At 52.7% G+C, this 12486-nt stretch carries 9 protein-coding genes, 1 tRNA gene and 1 riboswitch; of the genes, 4 read left to right on the plus strand and 6 right to left on the minus strand.

Going from position 1 to position 12486, the window contains the following annotated elements:
- Positions 1-32: 32 nt before the first annotated feature.
- Positions 33-1961: a Hint domain-containing protein gene (locus tag KP705_RS04010; protein WP_046900862.1), complete on the minus strand. Its 1929-nt coding sequence runs from the start codon at positions 1959-1961 to the stop codon at positions 33-35.
- A gap of 305 nt (positions 1962-2266) precedes the next feature.
- Positions 2267-3076: a 23S rRNA (guanosine(2251)-2'-O)-methyltransferase RlmB gene (gene rlmB, locus KP705_RS04015; protein WP_235271773.1), complete on the minus strand. Its 810-nt coding sequence runs from the start codon at positions 3074-3076 to the stop codon at positions 2267-2269.
- Positions 3077-3146: 70 nt separating this feature from the next.
- Between rlmB and KP705_RS04020 the strand changes: the two genes are divergently transcribed.
- A tRNA-Tyr gene (locus KP705_RS04020) sits at positions 3147-3232 on the plus strand.
- 476 nt (positions 3233-3708) lie between these two features.
- Positions 3709-3888 (plus strand): hypothetical protein, encoded by a 180-nt coding sequence (locus KP705_RS04025; RefSeq protein WP_046901072.1) that lies wholly within the window; start codon positions 3709-3711, stop codon positions 3886-3888.
- Between the two features lie 118 nt (positions 3889-4006).
- Here the strand turns inward: KP705_RS04025 and KP705_RS04030 are convergent, their stop codons facing one another.
- The 4 genes from KP705_RS04030 to KP705_RS04045 form a co-directional block, all read right to left on the minus strand.
- The gene (locus KP705_RS04030) at positions 4007-5125 is read right to left on the minus strand and encodes an SMP-30/gluconolactonase/LRE family protein (protein ID WP_046901073.1); all 1119 of its coding nucleotides are present in this window, start codon (positions 5123-5125) and stop codon (positions 4007-4009) included.
- 108 nt (positions 5126-5233) lie between these two features.
- Positions 5234-6457 (minus strand): DUF2075 domain-containing protein, encoded by a 1224-nt coding sequence (locus KP705_RS04035; RefSeq protein ID WP_215764090.1) that lies wholly within the window; start codon positions 6455-6457, stop codon positions 5234-5236.
- Complete coding sequence (ybaK, locus tag KP705_RS04040; RefSeq protein WP_046901075.1) at positions 6441-6920, minus strand: Cys-tRNA(Pro) deacylase; 480 nt, start codon at positions 6918-6920, stop codon at positions 6441-6443. The genes KP705_RS04035 and ybaK overlap by 17 nt, the downstream gene beginning before the upstream one ends.
- A gap of 204 nt (positions 6921-7124) precedes the next feature.
- Positions 7125-8213, minus strand: coding sequence for a purine nucleoside permease (locus KP705_RS04045; RefSeq protein WP_215764091.1), 1089 nt, complete (start codon positions 8211-8213; stop codon positions 7125-7127).
- 346 nt (positions 8214-8559) lie between these two features.
- On the opposite strand from KP705_RS04045, the gene KP705_RS04050 reads away from it, so the two are divergent.
- Both KP705_RS04050 and KP705_RS04055 read left to right on the plus strand, forming a co-directional pair.
- Positions 8560-10944: a TonB-dependent receptor gene (locus KP705_RS04050; RefSeq protein ID WP_215764147.1), complete on the plus strand. Its 2385-nt coding sequence runs from the start codon at positions 8560-8562 to the stop codon at positions 10942-10944.
- A gap of 105 nt (positions 10945-11049) precedes the next feature.
- Positions 11050-11131: riboswitch (Fluoride riboswitch) on the plus strand.
- A gap of 36 nt (positions 11132-11167) precedes the next feature.
- A complete protein-coding gene (locus KP705_RS04055; RefSeq protein ID WP_252348225.1) occupies positions 11168-12484 on the plus strand; it encodes a voltage-gated chloride channel family protein in 1317 nt (438 codons plus the stop codon).
- The last annotated feature ends 2 nt before the right edge of the window (positions 12485-12486 follow it).

Here is a 12486-nt window from a genome sequence, read left to right on the forward strand (position 1 = left end):
CCCGGCTTAGTCTGGCATAAATAATTGGTGTTTTAGGCAGAAAGAGATTGAGGGTGCTGTTGGTCTTGATCTTCCAGCAGATACGGCCCTCCTGCCACGATTTCGATGGCAAGCATCCCAAGGCTATTGGCTGAACGTTTTCCTAGGGGAAGAACCGCATTGCCATTCGTCCAGCGAATATTACCCTCTTCAACGGGATACCAACCCTCAAGATCACTCTCTGACTTTTTGGCGGAAAGGCAGATTGACTTTCCGGAATCGTAGAAGGTGACATCGCCAACGCACACGCCAAGCTGCCGCCGATCGTCAACGAATGGACCGACTGTATCGCAAGGGCGGCTGGCGTGTGAAACCAGACGCACCGACGTTACTGCAGAAGGAATCATAAAGAGAACACGCCCCCCTGCGATGCGTGTTTTATGAATAAGCAGGCCAGTGTCAGAAACAAGATGAAAACCTGAATCCAATGTCATGGCAACAGGGGACGTTTGACTCGGAATGCGAAGCTGTTTTGCGCGCTGCAAAATTTTCTCAAAGAGAGGCTCCACGAAGCCGCGTGCCACCGTCAGGGAGGCTGCCGCATCGTTATCCCAATCTTTGGGTTGACCCGCTTTTATCCGGCCTGAAATAACAGTTACATTGCCATCTTGGCGGAAATGATGACGATTTCCGGTGTCGAGATAACTCTCAGTTAACATGCCATCAGCCATGATAACTGAGTGGTCTTCTGTCTCGATGTGAAAATAGGTGTAGCTGGTGATGCTGCGGTCATAGAAAATGGACCGTCCGTTAACCAGCATACGGGCAGGTACAAAGTTATCGTTAAAGAACAGGCAGTGCTCTGGCGTTATGAGAAGATCCTTGTAGGGGACACCTTCTGCAATGGCATCTTTCAGAATACGGACAGGATATCCTGCTTGATCGTCTGGAAGATCGGCTTTCGTATTAACGTGAGTATGACCCGCCCAGATAACTTTAACGGTTTTTTGTGATTGACCGTTATAGGCCAATACGACATCGCCAACGTTAATATCCTGAACGGCCTTGTCACCAGATGGTGTTGCAATCATGGAATCTGCAAGGAAGCAAACACCGACATAAGTATTGCCGTTATTATACGTAACAGAAAGCGGGTTATTTTCAGTCGAATTAACGGAATTATATGTGCCGTTAGCAAGGGTGACGCCTGATGCTAAGGAAACACTATATTCAGCAACTTCTGTTCCATCGCTTCCATACAACGTTATAGTTTTTGTCGAATCTCCAGAAATTGTATACTTTGTTATGGCAGCTACGGTATCCTGAAGCTCAATCGTATCTTTGGATGGGTCGTAGTTCTGGATTGTTGTCGCTGCCAGCGATCCTGAAGCCAGCAGGCTAATAGCCGTTTTGCCACCGTTTAGAATAAGTGTTCCGCCGCCAGTTCCAAATGAAACGGTCGACCCTTCCAAAGCACTCGCCAGTGCGGCCCCAGTATTGAATGTACCGCCATATTCAATATTAACGGTAGAGCCGTTCAGGGCGCCAACAAGTACACTTCCGCTGCTGCCTGTAAGTGTGGCAGTGCCGCCGGCAACGTTAATGGTTGATCCAGTGACGAGATTGGCCAAGCCAGATATGGATGTTGTGCCGCCAATATAATAAGTATTTGCTGTCGCAGCGCCTACACCGATAATGAAGTCGCCGGTTGCTCCTGGTACGCTGACGTATGTTCCAACACTGAGAAGATTCAAGAGCACGCTGGAATCTGATGAGCCGGTAATAACGTCGCCTGACGCTAGAAGCTGGACGACTCCAAGAACGTTTACGCCGCGATTAATATCAGTTGCGTTTAGTAATTCTGTTCCGTCTGGAGCGGTAATTGTAACGTCATATGAACTATATAAAGATGGAATAAGAGAAGTATTTGTAACTGTATAAGTTACCCCAGAAGTGGTTGTATAAGTTTGAGCGCTAGCCATGTTTCTTCTCCTGCTTGTTTCATGATTTCCATGAGCAAACATTAGCTCCCGACATAATAGTCGTCGCTTTCAGTACATGCGCACGCTAGCAGTTAGAAATTTATTAATGCAAACCTTAATGTGATGAAATTTGACGATAATGAGGCATTTTCACAGCATCGTGATTAGAAAGTAGCTAAATTCGTTAAAATACATTATTTGTTATCAATTTAATAACAAATATTATCTTTGGTTTGATCAATCAGTAAGGGTGTTGCTGACCTCTTACTGATTGATTTTTATAGGTTATTTGAGGAGTAATGCTCTTAGTTCTGTGGGCGTGCCAGCTCATACAGGGCAACAGCCGCAGCATTGGACACGTTTAGGCTTTCCATGTTCCCAGGCATATAAACACTGGCAATCTCGTCGCAGGTTTCCCGAGTCAGTCTGCGTAGTCCTGCACCTTCTGCACCCAGAACCAGGGCAACACGGCGCGTACCAAAGCTGCTTCCGTCCAGCCTTGATCCACCGGCGTCCAGTCCGACAACCCAGACGTCCTGCGACTGAAGGGTTGCGAGCGCGCGCGACAGGTTCACTTCTCGGATAATGGGAACAAGATCCAGCGCGCCTGATGCAGCCTTGGCCATGGCGCCACTTTCCTGCGGGGTGTTGCGATCCTGGACAAGCAACGCACAGGCACCAAACGCAGCAGCGGAGCGTAGGATGGCACCAATGTTTCTCGGATCTGTAACCTGATCCAGAACAAGGATGGGACCGGGACGTTGTTCAAGCGCCTCATGAATGGTTGGTGGCTCGAGGGCTTCGACCCGGAGGCAAACGCCCTGATGAACAGCGTCGCGTTCACAGAGACGGTCGAGGCGCTCACGGTCGACGATCTGGGGTTGGGCGCGGAGAGACTGACTGAATGAGGAGGCAGCTTCTCGGGTTGCGAGAAACTCGAGAATGGTTCGGTCAGGATTGTTGAGTGCGGCTTCTACGGCATGGTGGCCATAGATCCAGTATCCGGAGGCAGGTTTGCCTGAACGGGAGGAGCGCTCGGCATTGCCGGAACGTTGAGGGCCTCTGTCCCCAGAGTGGGACGGGGCGGCGGATCGGGAGTTTGGTCGTCTGGACATGAAAAAATCATATAATCGACGATAGGCGATTGACATAGTCGTTCATCCGCCATATTCCAACCGCCGACCCGGAGAGGTGCCCGAGTGGCTAAAGGGGGCGGACTGTAAATCCGCTGGCGTACGCCTACGTTGGTTCGAATCCAACTCTCTCCACCAGGTCTTTTCTTCCAAGAAAATAAATTATTTTGCAGCGTGGACCCCACTCAGTTCTCGCTGTGCGTAGGTCTGACGGCGGTATAGCATCGTCGAAGATTGATCTGTGCGAAAGACCGCCCATTGAATTGCTCAATTGCACATTTCATCATGGCGATAAAATCCAGGTGCCTGGTTAGTCGCTGAGGGCAACATTCAGTGTCGCGCTATTAAGTTCTTTTGAGCGCCGCTGGTTTGAACCTGCATATCGGACTTCAAAGTCCGCATCGGTCGGTTTCTTCTGTCGCTATTGTTTGCGAGTATTTCCTGCGGTCTTGCGAAATTTGTGTGACACAGGCCATTCGCCTTGACGTGTGCGACTACGAACCCCCAATTTTTTATGGGGTATTCGTTTAGGGGCACCAGTTATGGAAAGACCTTGGTTTGCGGCGAAGCAATATGGTTATGGAGCAGGGTGCGCAATAACATGGGAAGGACGCGTGACCATTCTTGTGTCTATTGGCACAATCCTGCTGAGCAATATGGTCATGATGTGGGCCAAGAGCGTGCCCGTTCTTATTATTTCTCTTATCGTGGATCTTGCGTCGGGCGTCGGACTGCTTTGGATTTGCTCGGCTAAAACGGAAGGCGGATGGAAGTGGCGATGGAAAGGCGAATAGCTGTTTCATCCACTGCTCAAATATAAGCTCTATCCTGGCGTATTATGCTTCCGGAAAACGAGTGGGCCGGTGCCGCAGAGCCCAGTGTTTCATTTGGATGCGGCCCCGGGAATAAGAGTTACTTAGGCAAAGTGATTTTTACGACAATATACGGTAATTCCTGCATGTCTTTTCCATTGTGGAAGTCTGGCAACCGCGCCCATTGTCCGATCGTGCAGTACAGGCCGTCTTTTCCGTAGGTCAGGCCATCTGGTTCAATCATACGCGGATCATGGGCCACGACTGACAATGTGCCATCGGGGGCATGCTTCAGGATTGCGTGGCGTTCGTCATCGGTAATGTAGAGAGAGCCGTCAGGTCCGGTTGCCATGCCGTCTCCCATCCCGCTTTCGCCTTTGTCGAGGACGGAGGCTTCGATGCGCTTTTCCGTGGCTTTCCAGTCCGACAGAACTGACGTGGGGGCCGCATAGAGGCGACGGCTTGTCTGGGGCTGCCAATAGAGCGTTTGCTGGTCTGGACTGAGGCCAATGCCATTGGCGCCCCCTTGGGGCATTTCAGCTTTGGTTGGATTGTATCGGGCTGCTCTGCCATCCATGACAGCGACAAAACCATTCTCGGGCATGACGGGTTTCGTATTGGCCAGAATGCGGCGCTGGTGCCCGGAAGCAAGATCCACGACGATCAGCGCCGGATGGGTGCCCGTTGACGTGTCGGTAATAAACGCGGTTCCAGACTTTCCATGTGTCAGGTCAATCCGAACGTCATTGACGTGACTGTCTGGCAAAAGAGTGGGCGCCGACAGGGTAAGAACGTTCAGAACCTTATTGGTCGTAGGATCGATTTCAAACAGCTTTTGCGCGCCTGTGATCGTTCCTTTGCCTGCCAGCATTCCTTCATCGAGCACCCAGAAGTGCCCTTTCGCATCAACGGTCATGCCGAGAGGGGACACAAAATCCTGCTGTGTTTCGGCATTTGGGAACGGCGTCAGGTGGCCGTCAGCATATGTGGCGAGACGTGGCCCGGAATGGTCTTTAACGCTGCGAGGGAAGCCAAGGACGAGCCGGCCATCTGATAGTGCAGCAATGCCGGAGGGCTGCGCGTCGGTAAAGCGCCCGATGATTTCGACGTTTCCGGACGCGGTGAAACCTTTGTCTGTGGTTTCCGCAGCGTGGGCAGTGGAAGCAATTAATGGGGCGCCTACGAGTGCGGCAAGAAGGGCTGGATAGCGAAGTGTCATGAACCAATCTCCTTGCTGCACTGGATCAGAACGCTGTGCGGGTAACAATTCAAGTTAAGTTGAGCGTTAAAGTTTCGGGCTGGAAAGTCATCATGCAGCAAGCTGGCCCTAGCTGTTTCGTAGTCGCTCTCGAAGCGCGGGGTCATGCGCGTAAAGGTAAAGACCTTTCATCCCGCGGGTGAGCAGGACATTCAGCGCATTCAGAATGATGCGTTCTTTCGCCATCTGTGGAGCAACAATTCCGCTTTGTCCCTGAAAGGCAGCACTGTCTTCGTAGCGGGCTGGATCGACGCGGATACTGTCAGTCTGAGCATCATAGGACAGGGAAGGGCCTAGAATGACGCCAGCGTAGTTCAGGTCAAAGCCCTGGATTGTGTAGACCGAGCCGACTTCGTCGATCGTGTCGGGGCGTTCGGCCCAAGGAAGCTTTTCATCGGGTTTTGAGCGGTCCCATCGCAGGCGGAAACGTCCTTCCTCGATGAAGTGGTCTTCTCCATCCAGCCGATAAGGGTAGTCGTAAGTTGAGAGCAGTCGGCATAGGCCGACTTCGTGATTCCGCTCTTTCAGATCATCGTAAAGCTGGGCGCAGTCGTCATAAACGCGCAGATCAAAGTCTGGGTCTTGAGGGCGCTTTCCGATGTGTCCTTCTGCAAGTTGGTCCAGCCAATGCCGCACTTCTGGACCCGCCTCGACGCGAAATTGCGTAGTTAAGTGCAGGGTCTTGGTTGGCCGACCCGTTTTGAAACGATCCAGCAGATCCGCAGACCAGTGACTCTTGAATTTCAGCACCTGTAACGGGTCAAACACCACGACGACTACGCGGGCCAACGCTAGAATTTCTTCGAGATGGTTTTGTTGCTGGAAATGATTGTACCGGTCAGCCCGGGTGAGAAGCAGATGGGCTTCATCGACCAGAACAATGTCTGCCTTCTGATTGGCTTTGTGCAGGCGGTTGATGAACGTCGTAGGTCTGTCGAAATCGGCCTTGCGAAGAGTTGGCGTCTCCGCAGCGACATTACGGTAAAGCTTCAGCATTTCCGGATGATTGACCAGCAGCATGTTGCGTGTGCCCGTCATAGGGTCATCTGGGTTCTTTGAGCGTGCGCGTGTCTGAATTGCGTTGAAAATTGCGTTGAGGACAACGCTCTTCCCTGTGCCGGCAGCGCCTTCAATGATGAGGAGCGCGCTCTGATCTGACAGATGCGCGGAGCAGAAAGAGAGGACGTCGTTTAAAAGATCCTTCTGCTCAGCGGACAAGTGACGCGACAGGGAAAATTTTGTGACTGCGGCGTTTGTTTGTGCTGAAGAGAGCGTCTCAGTCTGCGGCAACATCGGCCACCTTGGCATCGGTGATACGCTGAGCGTCTGCGGGGGAAATGCGCACCACGAGCCCTTGATGGCCAGCGTTGATGTAGACGGCTTCCTGTCCCATGGCATCCTGAGACAGGACAACGGGAATGGGGGAGCTTTGGCCGAAGGGGCTTGTGCCGCCGGATTGATAGCCTGTCAGTTCATGGGCCTTTTCCGGATTCATCATTCTTGCGTTCCGGCCACCGAATAAAGCTGCGACTTTCTTCAAATTCAGCTTCTGATGAGCGGGGGCCACGACACAGGCCGGCTGTTTCTTGTCGATTTCGACAACAAGCGTTTTAAGCACACTGCCGGGATCAGCGCCGATAGCAACAGCCGCCTGCATACCGATCAGGCCGCCATTTGGATTGTATTCGTAGTCATGCAGACTGAACGGCACGCTCTGTTTTTCAAGAAAAAGAGTGGCGCTGGTTTCTCGGCTCATGTGTGATCCCCTGTCTGGCCGCGAAGCACCTTGCAGGAGCCGTCGAAGGGGGCACGATCAGTCGATAAACATGTCCGGTCGGCGGCTGAAGCGGGTAGGCGCTTCCATGTCAGGCTCCCTCACGGAAAAGAGAGTCTGACATGCTGTATGAACCCTTCAGCAAGACTTCGCAATATTATGCCAGCAACAGAAGGTGAGGCCCGTTCAGGGCGTTTGGGTACCGAATTTGTCCCAGTGCTGCAGCAGTTCATGAATGATGCGGGAGCCCACACGGTATCCATTATCCAAGGCAACTTTTTCTCCGTCATAGCCGCTGTTCATGGATTGGACGGCTGTCATGCCATGGGGCTGCTCGGTGTAATTGGACGCACTACGCAGAACCATAACACGGCTGCTGTCCACGCGACCGGCCTGCCCAAGGCGTGTCAGGGCTTCGAGAATGCCAGAGTCTTCCATGTCACTGGACACAAAATGGCTCTTGCCCTGTGTGAGAAGATGTACCCAGTCCCGAGCAAAACTGGTCATGATCTTGCCATGCCAGAAGGTATCTGAGCCGAAGTCTCCACCCGTCACAACGGCTGGGCGTCCAGCAGCGACGTCGGTAGATTTGTAGAGCTTGCGCTGGGCTTCGAGTTGCGGAGGATCAGATAGTGTGACGGTCTGGGTCAGGTCATAGGCCCAGTGCACCAGAGACGGATTTAGCTGGAATGCATTATTATGCTGAATGCTGCCATCGGGCGCATCCCCGCCCGACAGAGCATATTGATTGGGCTTCTGAGCGGTGATCATGAAATAGCCGTATGGCCATTCTTTCGGTGCTTCCCGCTTGTCGATGTAACGCGTGATGTCTCCAACCACATAGTCCGCGATTGAAACTGAACCGACAGATGCGACGGTGGGGTCAAAGCCGGAAATACCATCCACCATCCAGTAAGCATGGCGCAGATCGAATCTCGGGTCCGTTGCGAGGGCCATGACGGATGTCGTTGCCGGGGCAATCGGAGTTCCTGTTACGACGACCAATAGATGATGTTGCGCATCCGTATAGATCGGATGAATGCCGAGCGGGAACGGAACCTTCTCTGTCAGATGCTCTCCTTCGATCCAGGGCTGGAATTCTCCTGCCCGGTCTCCGGTATCTTCACCAATTTCGTATGTGGTGAGTACGACGGCGCGGATATCCCAAGGCTGTTCTTTGGCTTTGGCTGGCGCTGTTGTGAGTGCGAGTGAGGCCAGGCAGCCCATGGAAAGGGCGTGTGGCATGATTTGTTGCGCAAAAGAGATAAGTTTCATGTATTTCTACCGTCGTTCCGCTCTCATAATGAGGGCACCATACAGGAAAGATGTCGAAAAGAAATATTCATCCCTAAAGGGTGTTCTATTATAGGCAACGGATTGATGCCATTTATAGATACAGTAATATTCTAAAGTATATATTTGAATATTTGATAATTTATTGTTGTATAAATAAATTATATCAAAATATATATCGTTTATATGTGTGATTTAAAAGACACATATGATAAAAAACCAGAATAAAATTCAAAATATAGGATCAGTAAGTTCTTCGTCTGACTTGTTTTGATCGGTGTTCTGAATATTTTCTGCCGCAAACGACACATCTGAGGATCGCGTGAAGATGAATTTTGGTGCCAGACGTCTCACACTGCTGACAGCCACTGTGCTGGCCGGAGTATTTTGTGATGCAGCAGCCTATGCTGCGGTTTCACAGGCTCGGGGTAAGCATGCTGCGCCAGTTCATCCTCATGTGGCACCTGCTCACCATCGCACGGCTGTTGATGCCAAGGATGCGGAAGCAATTTCTGTCCGTGTGTCCCGTCAGGCGCTGAATGGTGGCGGTGGCATGATGCGCCACGAAATGGCATCGCACTCGGTTCAGACCGTCACGCGCCAGTATATCGAGATGCAGAGCCCCGCCAGTACGGCGCTGGACATGATCAAGAACCTGCCCAGCGTCACGGTTTCTACAGTCGATAGCTCTGGTATTCTTGGTGGCAAGATCAACAGCCGAAGCCTGACCGATTCAGACATGGGCATTCTGTTGAATGGTGTGCCTGTCGCGACCGCGTATTACCTGAATCAGAACGTTGATACTGAAAACGTCAACATGATCTCCGTTACGCCGGGATCGTCTGCCATTGATCTGCCGGTAACATCCGCCGCCGCAGGTATCATGGACTCCCAGACCATGACGCCGTCACATAAGTTCGGCGGCCTGATGGATTTCTCGTACGGCACAAACAACATGTCCCGTGAGTTCCTTCGTGTTGAGAGCGGTGACATCGGCAATTCCGGCATCCGCACGTTTGCGTCCTTCTCCCATACACATGCCCGGAACTGGAATGGGCCAGGGACGAACGAGCGTCGTCATCTCGATTTCGGTGCGGCGAAGGACTTTGAGGACGGCTCTTCCGTCAACCTCTTTGTCTCATGGAACCACCAGTTCACGATGGAGCCGCTCAAGCCGACGGCAAAGCAGTTCTATGACAAGAAAGACGGGATCGGGACGTATAATTATTCGTCCAGCTATGATCCGTCGAACCCGTCAAAATACGGGATGCTGAATGGCAATATGTGGGATCAGGTCTTTGTAACGCTGCCTGTCCACATTCATCTGCCGGCTAAGTTCTCTTTCGATTTTAAGCCGTATTACGTCTACAACGGTGGCTACACCTATAACGGAAGCCTCTTTAACGGGGCTGGTCGCAATGCGACCATTGGCCAAGGTGGAACACCCGTTTCCGGCAGTGTGCCTGCGGCCTCCTACTACAGCGTTTACCGCCCGCACGCCGGAACAGTGGCGAAGCTGAACTATGATCCGGTCAGTTGGGATCATATGGAACTGGGATACTGGTTCGATTATCAGGATAATCAGGTCAACAACATGTATTCCGTGTTGCAGACCAATGGCAGCCAGTACTTCCCGTACAACACCTCCAAGGGGCTGTACGTGAATGGAACGCGCTATATGCCGTACCAGGGGGATGCCGGGTGGAAGATCCATTCGCTGTTCTTCCAGAATACGGCCAAGTTCCTGCATGAACGCCTGACGCTGAATGGCGGCATCAAGGTTGCCATGATCAATCGCTGGACGGTCAATGGCGCATCCTCAACGCCGCGCACCGAGCAGAACCAGGTTGTGCCTCTGCCGCAGGTTGGCATCAGCTACCGGATTGATCAGCATAATCTGATCTATGTGAATGCCGAAGGCGACTTCCGCATGCCAGATCCGGGCTCGCTGGGGCAGGTTTATGATGCTCAGACGGGTGGCTACGTTGGCAATCCGTACAACCCGAAGCCGCAGTATTCGATCAAGGAAGAACTCGGCTGGCGCTTTGATAACGATTACTTCATGACGGATCTGGAGCTGTTCAACTACTCCATTACCAACCGTCTGTTGTCCACGAGCGTTTACATCAACAATCAGGCCATCAGTTCCACCATTAACGCGGGTAACCAGACCGCGCGTGGTGTGGACTTCATGATCTCGGCACATCCGTGGCACCATCTCAGCCCGTATGTTTCCGTCGAATATCTGAACGCCACGATGGATTCCAATATCCTCACGACGGGCACCCTGAATGGTCAGACGGTCAGTGATCTGCTGCCGACCAAGGGCAAAACGGCCGTTCAGTCTCCGCATGTGCATGCGAGTGCGGGCCTGACGTATGATGATGGTCATTTCTTTGCGAATGGCAGCGTCAGCTACGTGTCGTCCCAGTATTCGACGTTCATGAATGACGAGAAAATCCCAGGGTATCTGACGGATAATCTGTCACTGGGTTATCGCTTCAACTCCTACGGCCGGTTCAAGACCCCGAAATTCCAGCTGAATTTCAGCAATCTGGGCGGCGATTTCGTCCGCACTGGCGCCTATAGCCTCGTGTCCAATGCCAAGGCAGCCAAGGGTGTTTATGGCAGCACGATCAGTGCCAGCGGAACGCCGACCTATTATCTTTATCCGCGCTTCAGCGTGACAGGGAACATCTCTGTCGGGTTCTAATCTGGCGGCGATACGCATTCGAGAGAAAGACGGCTCTTCCTGGAAACAGGGAGAGCCGTTTTTTTGTATTGTGAGGATGACAGCGCTGGCTTTGAACGCTAGCATTTCGACAACGGCAATGGATTCTGCCTGACCATACTGGTCGAACCGCTCTCCTCCGCGAGATGCTGATGATTCCTGTCAAACTCGCTTCTTTAGAAGCATGACAGGAGAACTGTGTCCGATGCCTGCTTTCCATAATTTCCCCCGCGTGGCTGTGACGACATTGCGATGGGGTTTTCTGCTTTTGCTGCTGGGCGGAAGTGTCGGATCTGTTTGTGCCCTGTTTCTCTGGTTGTTGGACCAGGCCACGGACATACGGTTTGAGACCCCTTGGCTGATCTTTGGCCTTCCGCTGGCCGGAGTGGGCGTTGCGCTGCTGTATCAGTGGTTCGGCGGGAAATCAGCCGCAGGTAATAACCTGATTATTGATGAAATTCATAAGCCAGGTGGGGGCGTCCCTTTCCGCATGGCGCCTTTGGTTTTGTTTGGAACGGTTGTCAGTCATCTTTTCGGCGCATCGGTTGGTCGGGAAGGAACGGCCGTTCAGATCGGAGGAAGCTTTGCTGCTGCAATTGGGCGCCTGTTCCGACTGCACGTGCAGGACATGCGCCTGTTGCTAATGGCGGGGATTGCCGCAGGTTTTGGTGCCGTTTTCGGAACGCCTGTTGCGGGGGCTGTTTTCGGACTGGAAGTTCTGACGCTCGGCCGGCTTGATTATGCAGCCCTGCTCCCGGTCGCGGTGGCCTCGATTGTCGCAGACTGGACGTGTCATGCATGGGGTATCCATCATGCCGTTTATCATGTCGGCTTTCGGGGGATCGCCGCGGCAGACGGTTCGATGTTTCACGTCAACGCTATTTTGTTGGTGAAGGTCGGTTTTGCAGCCGTGTGTTTCGGCCTTGCGAGCCGGGCGTTTGCGGACGGTGTTCATCGCCTTGCAGGTGTTTTCCAGCGCCTTTGCCCATCAGCCTGGATACGGCCTGCGATTGGTGGCGTGCTGACGTTGCTGCTGGTCTGGATACTCGGAACGCGGGACTACCTTGGCCTCGGCACTGTCTCACATGTGGAGGGCGGGGCGAGCATTCTGAACTTCTTTGGAGCTGGATATTATCCCTGGAGCTGGCTCTGGAAATTGGTGTTCACTCTTGTCGCCTTGGCAACCGGCTTCAAAGGCGGAGAAGTGACGCCCCTCTTTTTCATCGGGGCAGGCTTGGGAAACGCATTGTCCCCTCTGCTGGGTGTGCCGGTTGATCTTCTGGCAGGGGTGGGGTTTGTGGCCGTGTTTGCCGGGGCAGCCAATACACCTCTCGCCTGTACATTCATGGCGGTGGAGCTCTTCGGCGCGACCGATGTGATTTATTACGCGACTGGTTGTTTCATCGCCTATCTCGTGTCCGGCCACACCGGCATCTATCTTTCCCAAAGGATCGGGACGCCCAAGCTGGCTCTTTTCTCAAAAGAGCAGGGGCAGTCGCTGCGAGATGTCTGTAGTCGTTAAAG

The sequence above is a fragment of the Gluconobacter sp. P1D12_c genome (assembly GCF_018812105.1).
Taxonomy (GTDB): domain Bacteria; phylum Pseudomonadota; class Alphaproteobacteria; order Acetobacterales; family Acetobacteraceae; genus Gluconobacter; species Gluconobacter oxydans_A.